This window comes from Psychrosphaera haliotis (genome assembly GCF_039523615.1).
Taxonomy (GTDB): Bacteria; Pseudomonadota; Gammaproteobacteria; order Enterobacterales; family Alteromonadaceae; genus Psychrosphaera; species Psychrosphaera haliotis.
Genome location: NZ_BAAAFQ010000001.1, coordinates 424009 through 442699, shown reverse-complemented (window position 1 = coordinate 442699; position 18691 = coordinate 424009). Strand labels below are relative to the sequence as shown.

The 18691-nt window shown below is 39.7% G+C and carries 10 protein-coding genes; 6 read left to right on the top strand and 4 right to left on the bottom strand.

Features of this window, described 5'->3' with window-relative positions; genetic code table 11:
• Window positions 1-3081 (top strand): efflux RND transporter permease subunit, encoded by a 3081-nt coding sequence (locus ABD009_RS01870; protein ID WP_343822329.1) that lies wholly within the window; start codon window positions 1-3, stop codon window positions 3079-3081.
• Between the two features lie 106 nt (window positions 3082-3187).
• Here the strand turns inward: ABD009_RS01870 and ABD009_RS01865 are convergent, their stop codons facing one another.
• The 4 genes from ABD009_RS01865 to ABD009_RS01850 all read right to left on the bottom strand — a co-directional run bounded on the left by ABD009_RS01865 (window position 3188) and on the right by ABD009_RS01850 (window position 12154).
• Window positions 3188-6271: an efflux RND transporter permease subunit gene (locus ABD009_RS01865; RefSeq protein WP_343822328.1), complete on the bottom strand. Its 3084-nt coding sequence runs from the start codon at window positions 6269-6271 to the stop codon at window positions 3188-3190.
• The gene (locus ABD009_RS01860) at window positions 6246-9512 is read right to left on the bottom strand and encodes an efflux RND transporter permease subunit (RefSeq protein WP_343822327.1); all 3267 of its coding nucleotides are present in this window, start codon (window positions 9510-9512) and stop codon (window positions 6246-6248) included. Before ABD009_RS01860 ends, ABD009_RS01865 begins: the two co-directional genes overlap by 26 nt.
• A gap of 11 nt (window positions 9513-9523) precedes the next feature.
• Window positions 9524-10603 carry an efflux RND transporter periplasmic adaptor subunit gene (locus tag ABD009_RS01855; RefSeq protein ID WP_343822326.1) on the bottom strand — a complete coding sequence of 360 codons (1080 nt, stop codon included), beginning with the start codon at window positions 10601-10603 and terminating at the stop codon, window positions 9524-9526.
• 264 nt (window positions 10604-10867) lie between these two features.
• Window positions 10868-12154 (bottom strand): citrate synthase, encoded by a 1287-nt coding sequence (locus ABD009_RS01850; protein WP_343822325.1) that lies wholly within the window; start codon window positions 12152-12154, stop codon window positions 10868-10870.
• 381 nt (window positions 12155-12535) lie between these two features.
• Between ABD009_RS01850 and sdhC the strand changes: the two genes are divergently transcribed.
• From sdhC to sucA, 5 genes are all read left to right on the top strand, one after another.
• Window positions 12536-12910 (top strand): succinate dehydrogenase, cytochrome b556 subunit, encoded by a 375-nt coding sequence (sdhC, locus tag ABD009_RS01845; protein ID WP_330997719.1) that lies wholly within the window; start codon window positions 12536-12538, stop codon window positions 12908-12910.
• Entirely contained in the window at window positions 12904-13251 is a 348-nt protein-coding gene (gene sdhD, locus ABD009_RS01840; RefSeq protein WP_343822324.1) for a succinate dehydrogenase, hydrophobic membrane anchor protein, read from the top strand. The genes sdhC and sdhD overlap by 7 nt, the downstream gene beginning before the upstream one ends.
• Window positions 13251-15017: a succinate dehydrogenase flavoprotein subunit gene (gene sdhA / locus ABD009_RS01835; protein ID WP_343822323.1), complete on the top strand. Its 1767-nt coding sequence runs from the start codon at window positions 13251-13253 to the stop codon at window positions 15015-15017. The genes sdhD and sdhA overlap by 1 nt, the downstream gene beginning before the upstream one ends.
• Window positions 15018-15035: 18 nt before the next feature.
• The gene (locus ABD009_RS01830; protein WP_155695006.1) at window positions 15036-15749 is read left to right on the top strand and encodes a succinate dehydrogenase iron-sulfur subunit; all 714 of its coding nucleotides are present in this window, start codon (window positions 15036-15038) and stop codon (window positions 15747-15749) included.
• A gap of 125 nt (window positions 15750-15874) precedes the next feature.
• Window positions 15875-18682, top strand: coding sequence for a 2-oxoglutarate dehydrogenase E1 component (sucA, locus tag ABD009_RS01825; RefSeq protein WP_343822322.1), 2808 nt, complete (start codon window positions 15875-15877; stop codon window positions 18680-18682).
• The last annotated feature ends 9 nt before the right edge of the window (window positions 18683-18691 follow it).

The following is an 18691-nucleotide window of genomic DNA, read 5'->3' as shown; positions in this document are numbered from 1 at the left end:
ATGTCTGACGGTTTTGATATTGCTCGACACTTTGTAAAACAGAAGACAACGTCTTGGTTATTTGCAGTCATTCTTTTTGTCGGTGGCTTAATTTCATATTTTCAGCTTGGGCAACTTGAGGATCCTGAGTTTGTATTAAAGCAAGCCATTGTAATTACTCAATACCCTGGTGCTTCTCCAGTTCAGGTGGAAGAAGAGGTAACACACCCATTAGAAAACGAGATTCAAAAGCTCGCTTACGTGGATAACGTAAAGTCGATAACGAGTGCAGGTATTTCACAAATTATTGTAGAAATGAAGTCTACCTATCGAAAAACAGAATTACGTCAGATTTGGGATGAACTGAGACGAAAAATCAATGATTATCAGCCGCAATTACCTGCCGGTACAACTGCACCTATTGTTAAAGATGACTTTGGTGATGTATTTGGCGTTTTACTCGCGGTATCTGGGGAAGGTTACAGCAACGATGAGCTTAATGATTATGTAGATTACATAAGACGTGAACTGGTTCTCATAAAAGGGATAGGCAAGGTAACAGTTGTCGGTTCAGAACAGGAGCAAGTTGTAATCGAAATGTCGCAAAACCGAATGGTGTCACTAGGTATATCGACAGACTATTTGTATCAATTATTAGCGCAGCAAAATGTTGTTTCTAATGCCGGTTTTGTTCGTGTTGGGGATGAAAAAATTAGATTTGATCCAACAGGAGAATTTGAATCTGTTCAAGAACTTGGTGATCTTGTTATAAGTCCGCCTGGCCAGTCAAAGCGAATCATACTGTCTGATATCGCTAAAATTTATAAAGATTACGATGAAACACCAAGCCATATCGTGCGACATAATGGGGCTCCTTCGATATACGTCGGCCTTTCATTTACCTCTGGTGCAAACGTGGTAGATATAGGTGAAATTGTTTCATCTAAACTAAAAGAGCTAGAACTACAGCGACCTTATGGAATGGATATTAGTACCGTTTATAACCAACCGAAAGAAGTTGAACAGTCTGTTTCCGGTTTTATTCAGAGTTTGGTTGAAGCCGTAGTAATCGTCATCATCGTTTTGTTACTATTTATGGGCGTTAAAACGGGCTTGTTAATTGGTGGCATATTGCTATTGACGGTTCTTGGCACGTTCATCTTCATGAATATTCTAGACTTGCAGTTACACCGAGTTTCACTTGGTGCGTTAATCATTGCGCTTGGTATGTTGGTAGATAACGCAATTGTTATTGTTGAAGGTATTTTGGTTGGTATGCACAGAAAAATGAGCAAAGCGGATGCTGCTAGCTTAATTGTGCGTCAAACAAAGTGGCCACTGTTAGCTGCAACGTTTATTGCAATTATTGCTTTTGCTCCAATTGGTCTTTCGCCAGATGCAACAGGGGAATTTGCTGGGTCACTTTTTTACGTACTGCTTATTTCTCTTTTATTAAGCTGGGTTACGGCTATTACAATTACTCCTTTTTACGCCAGTATTTTATTCAAAGAGTCCAAAGTCGACAATGATGCAAACGAAGAACCTGACCCTTATGCAGGCAAGTTATACGTTGGATATAAAAGTCTACTAATGAAGGCGTTAAACTTTCCAAAAACAACCATGCTGTCAATGTTTTTATTGTTTGTTGCAGCCGTTGTTGGTTTTGGCTCCGTAAAGCAGTCGTTTTTTCCTGCTTCTAATTTACCTATGTTTTATGTGGAGTATAGATTGCCGCAAGGTTCAGACATAAGAGCAACGGAAGAGGCTGGTATAGCATTAGAGAATGCATTAATGGAGCAAAAACAAGTTGAGTTTGTTTCCAATACAATTGGACGCGGTGCCGCGAGATTCATGCTTACCTACAACATGGAGCTTAACTATAGTAATTATGGTCAGCTAATTGTACGGGTAGCAAATAAGGATGATCTAGAGCCTTTGATGACGTTTGCTCGCCAATATATTTCTGACAATTATCCAACAATTGAGTCAAAGTTACTGAGAGTTGAGATTGGCCCGGCGCAAGCTTCCAAAATTGAAGCTCGTTTTTCAGGTCCGGATCCAATTGTACTCAGAGGCCTTGCAAATCAAGCAAAAAATATTTTGTCAGCAGAGCCAGATGCTAGAAATGTATCTGATAATTGGAAAAATATGACAAAAGTAATGCGTCCTAAGTTTGATGCAATCGCAGCTAGAGAAGTCGGCATTACCAAATCTGCGGTTGATGACTTACTGCTAACCAACTTTGTAGGCAAAACAGTGGGCGTCTATCGTGAAGGCACTGAAAGGCTACCTATTGTAGTAAGAATGCCAGAACAGCAGCGAAATGTTATTGATAGCATTGAAGATATGCAGATTTACTCTCCAGTGTTATCTCAGTATGTTCCGTTGTCTAAGGTTATTTCTGATTTCACCATGGAATTTGAAGATCCAATTATTAACCGCAGAGACCGCAAGCGTACACTTACCGTGATGGCCGATCATGATATTTTGTCTGAGAAGACCGCAGCGCAGTTATTTACGAAAGTTAAGCCAGAATTAGAAAAAATTGAACTGCCTATTGGTTATGAATTGAATTGGGGTGGCGAATTTGAAGCCAGTAAAAAAGCCCAAGCACCAATATTCAGCGCATTACCGCTAGGCTTTGCTCTGATGTTTATCATTACTGTTTTGCTATTCAATTCTTTTAAATTAGCAACGGTGATATGGACCACAGTTCCGTTAGCTATTATTGGTGTTTCCTTTGGTTTTTTAACCACGGGTATTGCATTTGGCTTTATGAGTTTGCTTGGGCTGCTAAGCCTATCTGGCATGTTGATTAAGAACGGTATTGTTTTAGTTGAGCAAATTGAGTTGGAAAAAGAAGACGGTCGTACTTTTTATAATGCAATTGTTCATGCTGCGGTAAGCCGTGTTAGGCCAGTTTCCATGGCCGCAATTACAACTGTTTTAGGTATGGCGCCATTACTAACTGACGATTTCTTTAAAAGCATGGCAGTGGTGATCATGTTTGGCTTAGGGTTTGCGACAGTATTAACGTTAATTGTTGTTCCGGTGATGTATTTGTTGTTAATGGAATCAAAAGCTAAAAGCGTTGAAAATTAATTTAGTTGCACTAAATGACTCACATAACTAAAAATAGTGAGTCACTAAGCACCTGCTAAGTTGAGCCTCATAAGTATAATAAATAAAACTTATGAGGCTTTTTTGTTTACACGCCGGTTCTGGTGGCTTTAGCCGCAACAGCGTTAGCGCGTTTAAACAAGCGCTGTGTTCGGTCCGCTAGTTTAAGTAATAGCACATAAGCTAGAGGCACTAGGAATAGGCTAGTGGCAGTAGAAAATATGAGTCCACCCATGATGGCTATAGCCATAGGTGAGTATTCTGGGCTGCCTGTTCCTCCAATATTAGCATCGCCGATTGCTAGCGGAACTAAACCTAGAATAGTGGTGGAAACCGTCATTAAAATGGGTCTTAATCTACTAGTACTACCATCAATAACCGCAGTATAAAGAGTTACGCCTTGTTCACGTAACTGGTTTATTCGATCGACCAGTACAATCCCGTTATTTACTACAATTCCCATTAAAATTAGTATCCCAATCATCACCATTACCGACATACTTGTTCCCGTTATCGCGAGCGCCCAGAAGGTACCAGAGATAGAAAACAGCAAGGAAGTAATGACAGCAGTAGGTAATATCAGACTTTCAAACAAGGCTGCCATAACGATATAAATCATTATTAAAGCTAATAGCATATTAACCTGCATGATGTTTTCAGCTTCTGCCTGACGTTCAAAACTTCCTGTTAAAGTCCATTTATAGCCAGTTGGCAGCTCTATTTGATTCATCATTGATGTAATACGCTCTTGAGCTTGTTCTAGTGTCGTGCCTTCTTCTAGGTTTGCGCCAATGGCTAAATTAGTTTGCCTAAAGCGTCGATATATCTGGTTTAACCTAGGTGTAATAACAATGTCAGCAAGTTGGTCGAGGCGATAATCAATTCCATTTCTAGAAATTACAATAATAGACTTGAAGCGCTCTAGGGACTTTTCTACGTCGTCGGCGAATTTTAGTTTTACCTGTATTTCTCCTGCATTAGGGTCTCTAAATGTTCTTAAGTTTAAACCTCTTAACGCAGATGATGCCGCTTGTGCAACTTCTCGGCTGCTCAAGCCAAAGCGTTGTATCTTTTCCCTGTTTACAATGATTTGAATTTCTTTTTGGTCGCCTGTTATTTCAGATTTTACATCTTGTAAACCTTTGGTTTTGGACAATAAAGGCACTACCTGATCGGCTATTTCAATCAGAACTTCCGTTGAAGGGCCAGCCAGACTAACTCTAACACCGCCACCATTGCCTTGGTTCCAGCCAAATTGCGGTTTTGCGATTACTAGCGCTGGCCAGTTTTCTTCAATGTGCTTTTTAATGGCACTTGGTGATTTGGTCAGCTCTTTGTTCATATTTAACGTTGAGCGAGCAAATCCAGCACGGTAATAAGAATAGACGCTTTCAAACTCAAACAACTCTTGGTTCTTATATAAGTAGTTTTCCATTTGGACAACAGCTTGTTCTACTTCTTCTAGGCTTTGATTGCCTTGGATATTGTAGTTTAGCCACATTCTACTATTACTTACGCCATTTTCTTCATCACTTGAAACCATACCTAAAGGGATGGCCATGGAAATAAACAATAAAAAGCCAATAAAAAAAGACTTCTTCTGATTATTCATTACCTTAGTGAGAATGTTTTTATAAAAAACATGAGACTTGTTGTTGTCGCTATTGGACTTTGGAATATTTTTAATTTTACTTGTTAGTAACGGTATTAACGTTTGAGCGATAAGAAGCGAGGCAAATAGCGATATACAAATTGCAATTGCCACATGCTCAAGGAAGATGGTTACATCAATTTTTTTACCTATTATGTTGGGTAAAAAAACAATGGCCGTTGTACAAGTACCGGCAATAACGGCTAATGAAACATGGTTAACGCCATTAACGGTTGCTGTTTTAATATTGCTGTCGGATTGTCGCTCATGGAAGATAGATTCAGTAACCACCACAGCATTATCTACTAACATGCCAATTGCTAGCATGAGTCCCATCAAGGACAGGACATTTAAGCTATAACCTAAAACATACATTGCACCTAATGTTATACAAATAGCAAAAGGCACAGAAAGCACAACAATAACGGTGGTGGCAAAGTGTCTTAAAAATGAATAGAGCACGACGATAGAAAGAAATGCGCCTATTAAACCAGCTTCCGTTAAATTACCAAGTGAGGTGGTGACATCTTCGGCTGTATTTTGCATTACAAAAAGTGAAATTCCATCAAACTGAGGATTGCTTTTAGCTTCTTCAACTACGGCCATTACTCGAGTTGCGACATCCACTAAATTAGCATTAGATTCTTTCATTACATCCATACCAATGGCATAGGTTTGATGTAAGTGACGACCTTCTTCACGTTCAGGCAGTTCATAGGTGATATTTGCGATATCTTTAAGCTTTACGAACTCGGTAATAGGGGCGTTTTGTACTTCCTCTAAAGTTTTAAACTGTCCATTTGGAGATATTAGTATTTTGCCTTTTGCCGTATTCAGAAATCCAGCAGACTGACTAAAGTTCATGCCTCGAAGGCGGTTTATAATACTCGGTACTGACAGTTTGTAAGCGGCAATTTTGGTTTCATCTAAACGAATTGAAATCTCACGTTTATCTACCCCGTATAACGTAACCTGTGACACGCCAGGTACACGTTCGATAGGTCGCTTTAATTGCTTATCTAAAAGATCATAAGCAAAAGAAAGGTCGCGCTCTGATGATATTCTTAGATTAAACACCGGAAAGTCACCAGTATTAAACTGATAAACCATGATGCGCTCTAAATCTTCTGGTAAAAGCTCTCTGATTGCGTCTATCTTTTCTCTAGCTTCAATAGACTTTGCACTAATATTCTCATCCCATTTGAATGATAAACCAATATTTGCGCCCGATTCATTTGACCAAGATTGTGCCTCTTGAATGCCGGAAATAGTCGCCAATACCTCTTCAACGGGTTTTGTAATTTGACGCTCTACTTCAGCAGGCGTTGAGTTAGGGTAAGGTATGTTTATGAAAAGTTCAGGTATCTCAATTCCTGGAAACTTTTCCAAAGGCAATAGACGACTAGATATCGCCCCAAGCATTAACAACGATAAGAATAAAATTACCGTTGTAACAGGTTTGCGCAATGCAAAGGTAGCTAAAGACGTTGAAGTACTACTTTGTTGTGATGGCAACGACATGGTCATCTCCCTTTACTTCAAACTGCTTAAGGTCGAATAACCAATATAGGGCAGGTATGAACAACAGTGTTAATAGCGTTGAGAAAACTAATCCGAATATGACAGTTAATGCCATTGGTGTGCGCATTTCGGCTCCATCACCAAAGCCAATAGCAAGTGGTAATAAACCAAGTGTAGTTGTTAGAGTTGTCATGATAATGGGTCGCAATCGAGTTTCAGCAGATTGCTTTATAGCTTCGACTTTTTCTATCCCCTGTTCTCGCAATTGGTTAATTCGGTCAATTAATACAATAGCGTTATTTACCACTATGCCGGCTAACATAATAAATCCGATGAAAACGACAACGCTTAAGTTTGTACCTGTGATGAATAATCCATAAATTGATCCAGCGCCGGCTAATGGAACCGTAAACAGTATTATCAATGGGTGAAGTAGCGACTCAAACTGTGACGCCATAACGATATAGACCATGAATATCGCCAGTGCTAATGCCATCATAAGAGAATCAAACGAGTGTTGCATGTCTTCATTTTGGCCATCAATACTGGTATTAATATTTAGCGGCAAGCCACTTTTATCAATAATGTCTTGTACGACTATTACCGCAGAGGCTAAGTCGCCTGAACTAAAGTTTACGTCAATTAAGGCAACTCGTTCTTGTTGAAGCCGGTTAATTTCACTCGGTCCAGTGGTAAGACTTATTTCAGCAACTTCTTCCAGAGTAACGGAACGATCAGCAGTTGGATTAATAATCAGTTGTCGTAAGTCATTAATAGAGTTTCGTCTCGACTCCGCGGTTCTCACAAGAATATCGACCTTTCTGTCTCCAATGACTAACTTGCTGGCGACTTTTCCGCCGACTTGTGTCGCTACAATTTCTGATACTTCTGATGCCGTAAGGCCAAGTTGAGCTAGTCGTGCATGATTAAAGTCGAGAGATATCTCTGGGTTGCCAGCTTTTAGCGTTGGGTTAATATCGGTAAGAAGAGGGTGGTCTTTCATTTTAATAACCAGTTTACTGCTGGCTTTTTGAAGACCATTTAAATCGTAGCTTGTTAAAACAATTTGAATAGGCGCTTTAAAGCTCATTAGTTGAGGACGTTCAATAGTTGAAACAACACCAGGCATTTTCTCAACAATAGCGCGCAAAGACTCAATGACCTCAGCTTCATTTGTTTTATCAGCGTCGCTTTTTAAGACAATATTTAATCGGGCCCAGTTGTCACCACTTTGTGCAGGGGATGCATTAAGCAAACTGCCAGTACCAACCATGCTATAGGTTTTTTCTACCATAGGAAGCTTGTTAGCCACCTCGCTTAATGATGATATTTTAGAGCGAGTTTCTTCTAGCTTTGCACCTGTTGGTAGCAAAATATCAACGTAAAACTCACCTTGAGACATTGGTGGTAACAACTCAGATCCTAATTTAGAAACTAGAGGAATAGATCCCGCTGAGACTAAAATGATTAATGAGATAACGGTTTTAGGCCAGTTTAACGTTTTATCTAAGGCTTTTTTATAAGCAAAGGATAGTTTGTCAAATAACCAGTTAAATGCGGTTGCTGTTGGATTTAAGATAAACGACGCAATTTTGGCAACCAATTTGACGAGAGATTTAAATACAATGACAAGTGCTAAGGGGATCCAATAAATAACGGTTTTTGTTAATGCTCTGATTGGCCAAGTGAGTATATAAATTACATTAGCCACTTTGCCCCTTTTAGCTGACTCTTTTTGTGTTGGTGCAACTTCTGGAATGTACTTGTGCTCTTTCTTTTCTCTTGAGGCTAACATAGGGATAAGAGTGATTGAGACAATCAAAGACGCGAGTAGAGCAAAGGTGATTGCCATGGCTTGATCACTAAATAATTGGCCTGCAATGCCTTCAACAAAGGCGAGGGGAAAGAACACCGCCATCGTAGTCAGTGTAGATGCCGTTACGGCCATTGCGACTTCATTTGTTCCATTAAGCGCAGCTAGTTTGGGTGCCATTCCTTTTTCTTTATATCGAGCAATGTTTTCAAGAACAACAATGGCGCTATCTACCAATAAACCAATCGCGAGGGCTATACCGCCTAAACTCATAATATTTAGTGATATGTTGTTGCCATACATAAAATTAAATGTGGCGATAACAGATACTGGGATAGACAGCGATACAATAAAGGTTGTCCATGAATTGCGCAGAAAAAGAAAAAGTACAAGCATGGCGAGCACGCCACCAATAATACCTGCTGTTTTTACTTCGTTTACAGCAGATTCAATAAAGTCAGCTTGATTATAAATTGTCTTTATTGCTAATCCATTTGGTAAATTATCATTTATTGGCTCTAACTGATTTAATACTGACTTAGCCACTTGAACTGAGTTAGCGTCACCTTCTTTATAGAGTGAAATTTCGATACTTTCTTGGCCATCTATCTGAGTTATGGAGTCACGCTCCTTATGACTATCACTAACATAAGCAATGTCACCAAGTCTTATTACTTTAAGTTGTTCTTGCTTAACAATGAGTTGTCGTATTTCTTCTACGTTTTTGAATTGATTTATAGTACGAACAAAATAGTCTTGGTTAATGTCTTTTACACGACCGCCAGCCATGTTGATATTTTCATCTCTTAATCGTTGAATGATGTGCTGTAGCGGTATTTGATGGTGATTTAGCTTAAATTGGTCAATTTCGATGTGTATTTCTTGCTCTAAACCGCCGCCAACTCTTACTGAAGCAACGCCTGAAATAGATTCTAATCTACGTTTAATTTGCTCTTCAGCAAATATGCGAACCGATTTTAAACTAGCGCTTTCTTCATCGGAAGTTAAAGCTAATCTCATGATAGGATCTAAACTTGGGTTAAACCTTAACAGTACCGGTTTTTTGATATCTAGAGGCAGTTGCAGAATATCCAATTTTTCACGAACATTTAAGCTCGCCATGTCCATATCTGTACCCCAGTTGAACTCTAAGATAACATCTGATTGGCCTGCTTTAGATATAGAACTTACTTGTCGGATATTTTTAACGATTCCTATCGCTTCTTCGATGGGCTTACTAATCAACAGTTCTACTTCCGAAGGAGCAGCACCGTCATAATCTGTTCTTATAGTCAGAGTAGGGTAGGATAAATCCGGTAGTAAGTTTATTGCTAAACGTGACAGTGAAACCATTCCGAATAACATTACAGCCAATACAAACATCCATATTGTAACTGGGCGCTTAATAGCAACTTCAACAATTTTCATGGTCTGTCCTTTTACTCTTGAACCGATACAATTGAAACTAATGCATCATTTTTCAAATTATTGTGGCCAGCTACAATCAATGTGTCTTCGTCTGAAACACCAGACAAAACTTCCACTAAGCCACTGTGTCTATAGCCCGCTTCTATTTTTGTTTTAACGGCTTTACCGTCTATTATTTTATAAACGTAATCACTGTTATCGATAGAAATGACAGAGCGTGAAGGTGCCACTAAAGCATTGCTATGAAGGCCTAGTTGAATATTCACTTCGGCAAACATACCTGGTTTTAATAAGTTATCTGAATTCACAACTTCAACGACCACTTTGAATGTACCGTTGTTTGCATCAATAACTGGACTTATTCGACTTATGTGCGCGTTAAACGACTGAGCGCCAATAGCAGGTAACTTAAGCTGAACGGGTTGATTCTTTTTGACTTCTGGTAACCTACCTTCAGGCAAATAAATAACACCTTCTAGTTTGTCTTGGGCAACAATATTGAAAAGATTTTGATGCTGATATTGGTGAACTAAATTACCAACCTTTACATACCTATTAGATATAAAACCGCTTATTGGGGCTAGTATTTCCGTTTCTTTTACGTCTAACGTAGCAATATCAGTTGAAGCTTGTAGAGATTTGTACTGCCACTCTAGTTTTTCTAGAGCATCAGCGCTAATAAGCGACTGATTTTTTGCGGAGTTTAAACGATGTAACTCACTTTTTACTTGCGCTAAGTCAGCCTCTCTTTGTTGCAACGCTAGTACATAACGAGATGAATCTAATTTTGCCAAGAGTTGACCTTTCTCTACAAAATCTCCCTCTTCGACATAAACTTCTTCTACTAAACCTTGGACCTTACTAATAACATCGGCCTCGGCTCTACTTTCAAGTACCGCGTTCGCAGCGTAATAGCTACCAATATCTTGTCTTGACGCTATCTCAGCTTCTACGGGGACCTTTACAATCTCTTCTTTTTCCGCTGCGTTATCCGAAGAAGCGGTTGCATCTTCACAAGCTTGTATAGAAACAATAGAAATTGATAGTAAGGTGTAAAAGGACAGTCTTTTAAGAAGGTGATAAGTGCTCATTATTATATTCCATTTTTAATGCTATTTATTACTGGCTCTATCGCATATGTCATGCCATTTATTAAAAGTGTTATATAACAATGTTTTATCGTATTTTGTGCGATTTTTTTAACTCTTTCTCTAATGTAAAAACTAATTAGTTGAAAAATTTGACTAAAAGTTAGTGATATTGGCTAAGTTGGTGGGAAGTAAATGTCTAGATATAATTGATTTTTAGGCATAAAAAAAGCAGCCAAGTGGCTGCTTTTTAATTAATAACTAGAGTTATCGTTTATCAACAGTTACGTAGTCACGCTTAGCAGGACCAGTATACAATTGACGAGGACGACCAATCTTCTGACCTTTTTCGCTTAACATTTCGTCCCAGTGGCTTATCCAGCCAACAGTACGAGACATAGCAAATATTACTGTAAACATGCTTGTTGGAATACCAATCGCTTTAAGAATAATACCTGAGTAGAAGTCTACATTTGGGTATAGTTTCTTTTCAACGAAGTATGGGTCTTCTAGAGCAATACGCTCTAGTTCCATAGCAACATCTAGTAGTGGGTCGTTAATTTTTAATGCAGTTAAAACTTCGTGACACGTTTCACGCATTACTTTAGCGCGTGGGTCGAAGTTTTTGTAAACACGGTGACCAAAGCCCATAAGACGGAACGGATCCGCTTTATCTTTTGCTTTTGCAACAAACTCAGGGATTCTATCAACTGAACCAATCTGTTGAAGCATAGTTAAACAAGCTTCGTTTGCGCCGCCGTGTGCAGGGCCCCATAAAGATGCAATACCAGCAGCAATACATGCATATGGATTTGCGCCAGATGAACCTGCTAAACGCACTGTAGAAGTAGACGCGTTTTGCTCATGGTCTGCATGAAGCATGAATATTTTATCCATCGCTTTAGCAATAATTGGATTTACTTCGTAGTCTTCTGCAGGAACAGAGAACATCATATGTAAGAAGTTTTCTGAGTAAGACAGTTTGTTTTTCGGGTAAACAAAAGGTTGGCCGATGCTGTATTTGTAAGCCATCGCCGCAATAGTTGGCAATTTAGCAACTAAACGGTAAGCGCTACGCTTACGCTGAGCAGGGTCTGTAATGCTTAAGTCATCATGATAGAAGCTCGATAATGCACCTACAACACCACAAAGCATCGCCATTGGGTGAGCATCAACAACAAAACCGTGGAAGAAGTTTGCAATTTTCTCATGCACCATAGTGTGATGAGTAATTGTTTCTTCAAATTCTTCAAGTTTCTCAGAAGATGGTAACTCTCCGTGCAACAACAAGTAGCATAACTCTAAATAAGAAGAGTCGTTAGCTAGTTGCTCAATTGGATAACCGCGGTGTAATAAAACGCCTTTACCGCCATCAATGAAAGTAATCTCTGATTGACATGAAGCAGTGGCCAAAAAACCCGGATCATATGTAAATACGCCTTGAGCGCCTAAAGTACGAACGTCTATTACGTCGTTACCCGCAGTGCCTGACATTATTGGTAAATCAAATGGTTCTTGTCCAGTGACTTGAACTGTGGCCTTTTTATCTGCCATGCATGTTCTCCTCGAATATGTAGTTGTTTTAATTAATCATAGTCATCAGTATAGAAGAAAATGAAATAATTAAATAAGTCATTAAAAAAATCACGCCATTGTAACTCTAAAGTAGAGTAAAAAGTCAATTTTATTGCACAAATGTTCAATTATTATTCACTACTTCAAATGAGGTGTATAATTATTGCGCTTTAACACGTTAAATTTAAACAGAAATTGATATATCTGAAATCGCTATATATACTGCATGTACTGCACTCGTATGCAGGTACTGTTATTGAGCTTTATTTAGAATAATTAAAAAATTTCAAGCTCGACAAAACCATTGGTGTACTTCAACGGTATACTCTATAAATAAACAGCTCTGATAGGCATGTAATCGTGAAAAAACAAAGACCTGTAAATCTAGATCTGACTACCATTTCAATGCCAGCTACGGCGAATGCGTCAATTCTTCACCGTGTAACTGGTGTAGCAATGTTCTTCGCTCTGATCTTCGTTATCGTAGTTTGGGCCATTTCTCTTCAATCTGCTGAAGGTTTTGAATTAGCTAAAGAGCTAATGCAAGGCGTAATCGGTAAGATTATTGCGATTGGTACATTGGCAGCACTTTCTTACCATATTATTGGTGGCTTACGTCACTTAGTAATGGATATGGGACACTGGGAAGAGTTGGAGTCAGGTAACCTAAGTGCCAAATTGGCGATTGCTATTTGGATTGTAACAGTAATATTAGCTGGAGTATGGATATGGTAATCAATCAAGCTTCTTTAAAAAGAGACGGTGTACAAGATTACGTATCGTTGCGCGCTACTGCGTTACTGATGACAGCTTACACGTTCTTTATTTTATATGTGTTTTTATCGACACCAGAGATGACTTATGACATATGGTCTGGTTTATTTGCCAATTTAGGCATGAAGATATTCACATTTATTACTTTGCTATGTATTTGGGTTCATACTCGCATTGGTTTGTGGCAAGTGCTAACAGATTATGTGAAGAATGCGACAGTTCGCGTAGTGTTAAGCTTTATTCTTAATACTATAGGTTTGGCTTACGTTGTTGCCGGTCTATTTATTTTGTGGGGTGTGTAGTGAGTATTTCTGTAAGAGAATTTGATGCCGTAGTAATCGGTGCAGGTGGCGCGGGTATGCGTGCCGCATTGCAAATTTCTGAATCAGGGCAGTCATGTGCCTTGATCTCTAAAGTGTTCCCAACTCGTTCTCATACTGTTTCTGCTCAAGGCGGAATTACAGTTGCATTAGGTAATGCGCACGAAGATAACTGGGAATACCACATGTATGACACTGTTAAAGGCTCAGACTTTATCGGTGATCAAGATGCAATTGAATACATGTGTAAAACAGGCCCAGAAGCAATCTTAGAAATGGAAAACAAAGGTTTACCTTTCTCTCGCTTCGAAGACGGTACTGTTTATCAACGTCCATTTGGTGGCCAGTCTAAAAACTTCGGTGGAGAGCAAGCTGCTCGTACTGCCGCTGCTGCTGACCGTACTGGACATGCATTATTACATTTGTTGTATCAACAAAATGTTAAAAATAAAACAACCGTTTACAGCGAATGGTACGCACTTGATTTAGTTAAAAATCAAGATGGTGCGATTGTAGGTTGTACCGCGATAGATATTGAAAGCGGCGAAGTTGTTTTCTTCAAAGCTCGCGCAACTGTTCTAGCAACAGGTGGAGCAGGCCGTATTTATGCTTCAACTACTAATGCACATATTAATACTGGTGACGGTGTTGGTATGGCAGTTCGTGCCGGTGTTGCGTTACAAGATATGGAAATGTGGCAGTTCCACCCAACGGGTATAGCTGGTGCAGGTACATTGGTAACAGAAGGTTGTCGTGGTGAAGGTGGTTATCTGTTAAATAAAGATGGCGAACGCTTCATGGAACGTTACGCACCAAACGCGAAAGACCTAGCGTCTCGTGACGTTGTTGCACGTTCAATGATGACTGAAATTCGTGAAGGTCGTGGCTGTGATGGTCCTCAAGGTCCACATCTTAAGTTGAAGCTAGACCATTTAGGTCGTGAAACGCTCGAATCGCGTCTTCCAGGTGTTTGTGAATTATCTAAAACATTTGCACACGTACATCCTGCAGATGAACCAATTCCAGTAATCCCAACTTGTCACTATATGATGGGTGGTGTACCAACTAACGTAAATGGTCAAGCTTTAACTAAAGCAGAAGATGGCTCATTTAAAGAAGTTGAAGGTCTATTTGCTGTTGGTGAAATTGCATGTGTATCTGTTCATGGTGCAAACCGCTTAGGCGGTAACTCACTGCTTGATTTAGTTGTATTCGGACGTGCTGCAGGCCAATACCTAGAAAAATATCTAGGTGAAGGTAAAGGCGCAACTGACGTTTCTGAAGACGATATTAACGCAGCTCTAGAACGTTACAACCGTTGGGAAAACAACAAAGACGGTGAAGACCCAGTACAAATTAAGAAAGATCTACAGAGCTGTATGCAACTTAACTTCTCGGTATTCCGTGAAGGTAAAGCGATGGCACAAGGTCTAGCTGAACTTAAAGAAATTCGTGAACGTTTAAAACATGCGAAACTTTCTGATAATTCTAGCGAGTTTAATACACAGCGTATTGAATGTTTAGAGTTAGATAACTTAATGGAAACTGCTTACGCAACAGCTGTTGCCGCTAACTTCCGTACAGAAAGCCGTGGTGCTCACAGCCGTGAAGATTTCTTAGACCGTGATGATGAAAACTGGTTATGTCACAGCGTTTATGATCCAAACTCTGAAGAAATGAGCAAGCGTGATGTTAATATGTCACCAAAATACCGCGAAGCGTTCCCGCCTAAAGCGCGAACTTATTAATAAGGTAAATAACGAATTATGAAAACTTTGAATTTCTCAGTATACCGTTATAACCCTGACGTTGATGACGCACCATACATGAAAGACTATCAACTTGAAGTTGAAGAAGGTCAGGACATGATGGTTTTAGATGCTCTTAATTTATTAAAAGAGCAGGATCCAACGTTAGCTTATCGTCGTTCTTGTCGTGAAGGTGTTTGTGGCTCTGATGGCATGAACATGAATGGCAAAAATGGTTTGGCTTGTATCACGCCACTTTCAGCTTTAGGTAAAGGAACTATTGTAGTTCGTCCATTACCTGGTTTACCTGTAGTACGTGACCTTGTAATTGACATGACTCAGTTCTACACTCAATACGAGAAAGTTAAGCCGTTCCTAATTAACGATGATAAACAACCGCCTGCGCGTGAACACCTTCAATCTATTGAAGAGCGTGACAAGTTAGACGGATTATATGAATGTATTTTATGTGCATGTTGTTCAACTTCATGCCCATCGTTCTGGTGGAACCCAGATAAATTTATCGGACCTGCAGGTTTGTTACACGCTTATCGATTCTTAATCGACAGCCGTGATACTGCAACGGACGAGCGTTTAGCCGATTTGGATGATGCATTTAGTGTATTCAGATGCCACGGTATCATGAACTGCGTTAATGTTTGTCCTAAAGGTTTAAACCCAACAAAAGCGATTGGTCATATTAAATCAATGTTGTTGCAGAGGTCAGTCTAATCTTGGCAGAGTGTCCAGCGGTTATACTTTAAACACTAAGAGTCGTTCCATTTACTTGGAAGGGCTCTTTTTTATTTTAATTTTTGTAATAAAAAGTCGTTAAGACTTACAAGGATATATATCTAATGCACGAAGGTGTTATGCAAACTTGGCTAGATAGTTCACACTTATCAGCTAACAGCATGGTATATGTTGAGCAGATGTATGAACTGTACTTAGATGATGCAACGTCAGTTGGTGATGAATGGCGTGAAATTTTTGATCAACTGCCAAAAGTTCAAGGCGTGTCGGTTGAAACAAAGCATTCAGAAGTTCGTGACTTATTTGCTCAGCTTGCCAAAACCAAAGATCGCGTCGCGGTTTCTGCGGCAGATCAAGCTGATGAAAAACAAGTAAAAGTGTTACAGCTAATCAACGCGTTTCGCTTTAGAGGTCACCAAAACGCTAATCTCGATCCATTAGGCATTTGGGATAGAGAGAAGGTTCGAGAACTGTCTCTTGAACACCACGATTTAGCGGATGTTGATAAGTCTAAAGAGTTTAATGTTGGTTCTTTTGCTGTAGGTAAAGATAAAATGCCTCTAGGCGATCTTTACCAAGCACTTCAACAAACTTACTGTGGTTCTATTGGTGCAGAGTATATGCACATAACGGACACAGATGAGAAACGTTGGATTCAAGGAAAGCTTGAATCAATTAAAAGTAAACCATCTTTCTCCAAAGAAATTAAGACTCGTATTCTAAAAGGCCTAGTAGCCGCAGATGGTTTAGAAAAGTATTTAGGTGCTAAATTTCCTGGCGCTAAACGCTTTTCATTGGAAGGCGGTGATGCGCTAATTCCGATGATTAAAGAAATTATTCACGCAGCTGGTGAACAAGGTCAAAAAGAAGTCGTTATTGGTATGGCCCATCGAGGCAGACTTAACGTTCTTGTGAATGTTCTTGGTAAAAAAGCGGGTGAATTATTTGAAGAGTTTGGCGGCAAAGTAGACCCAAATCTTACAGCGGGTGACGTTAAATATCACCAAGGCTATTCGTCAGATTTTGAAACTGCAGGTGGCAATGTTCACTTAGCACTTGCCTTCAACCCGTCTCACTTAGAGATTGTTAACCCGGTTGTTATGGGTTCTGTAAGGGCTCGTCTTGACCGTCGAGGTTGTGAAACTGGTTTAAAGGCATTGCCTATTACCGTTCACGGTGACTCTGCAATCGCAGGTCAGGGCGTGGTGCAAGAAACCTTTAATATGTCTCAAACTAGAGCGTATAAAGTAGGCGGAACCATTCGTATTGTTGTAAATAACCAAGTTGGCTTTACAACATCAAACAGTGAAGATACTCGCTCAACTGAGTATTGTACTGACATTGCTAAAATGGTTCAGGCGCCAATTCTTCATGTTAATTCTGATGATCCTGAAGCAGTTGCGTTGGTTTCTCAAATAGCCGTTGATTATCGCAATAAATTTAACCGTGATGTTGTTATCGACTTAGTTTGTTACCGACGTCATGGTCATAACGAAGCAGATGAGCCAAGCGCAACTCAGCCTCTTATGTATAAAAAAGTTAAAAAGCATCCAGTACCTAGAGCTTTATATGTTGAACAGTTGAAAGGCGAAAATGCCATCTCTGATGACGAAGTGAAAGGGTTAATGGATGACTATCGAGCTATCCTAGATAAAGGTGAGTGTACGGTAGAAGAAAAGCGTCCTATGACACAGCATTCTGCTGATTGGGCGCCTTACTTAGGTCATGATTGGGATATTGACTATGCCAAGTCAATTGAACTTGAAAAGTTGAAAGACCTAGGTGCGAAGATTACTAGCTACCCTGAAAGCCACAAATTACATTCGCGTGTTAAAAAACAATACGACGAACGTATTAAGATGCTTAATGGCGATAAAAAACTAGACTGGGGTTTTGCAGAAACACTAGCTTATGCTGATATCGTAGACCGAGGCACAAACATCCGCCTTACAGGTCAAGATTCTGGCCGTGGTACTTTCTTCCACCGTCATGCTGTATTACATAACCAAGAAGACGCTTCTACTTATACACCGTTAGAAAATGTAAAAGAAGACCAAGGTCGCTTTGAGATTTATGACGCCGTATTATCAGAAGTGGGTGTATTAGCATTTGAGTATGGCTATGCCACTGCAGAACCAGATTCACTAGTAATTTGGGAAGCACAGTTTGGTGACTTTGCAAACGTAGCTCAGGTTGTAATCGATCAGTTTATCAGTTCAGGTGAGCAAAAGTGGGGACGTTTATGCGGACTTACTATGTTACTGCCGCACGGGTATGAAGGCCAAGGGCCTGAGCACTCGTCAGCTCGACTTGAAAGATTCCTACAACTTTGTGCTGACCACAATATGCAGGTATGTGTACCTACTACACCAGCTCAAGTATTTAACATGATCCGTCGTCAATCAATCAGACCTATGCGTCGACCGTTGATTGTTATGACTCCTAAATCATTGTTACGTCATCCTTTAGCTGTTTCTACTATGGAAGAACTAGCGGAAGGCACTTATCAAAACATTATTGGCGAGATAGATGATATTGTGCCTAAAGATGTTAAGAGAGTGGTATTTTGTTCAGGTAAAGTTTATTACGATTTGCTTGAGCAACGTCGTAAGAATGAGCAAAACGATGTGGCAATTGTTCGTGTTGAACAGCTTTATCCATTCCCTCATGAAGAGATGGACAAGGTTATTGAGCAGTATAGCCATGTTAAAGATTTTGTATGGTGTCAGGAAGAACCACAAAACCAAGGTGCTTGGTATTGTAGTCAACACCATTTCTGGAATTCAATTCCATCGGGCGCAAACCTAACTTATGCAGGTCGAGTAGCATCAGCTTCTCCAGCCGTAGGTTATGCTTCTGTCCATGCTAAAGAACAACAAGCGTTGGTCAACGACGCATTAACGATTAAATAATCTCAAGGA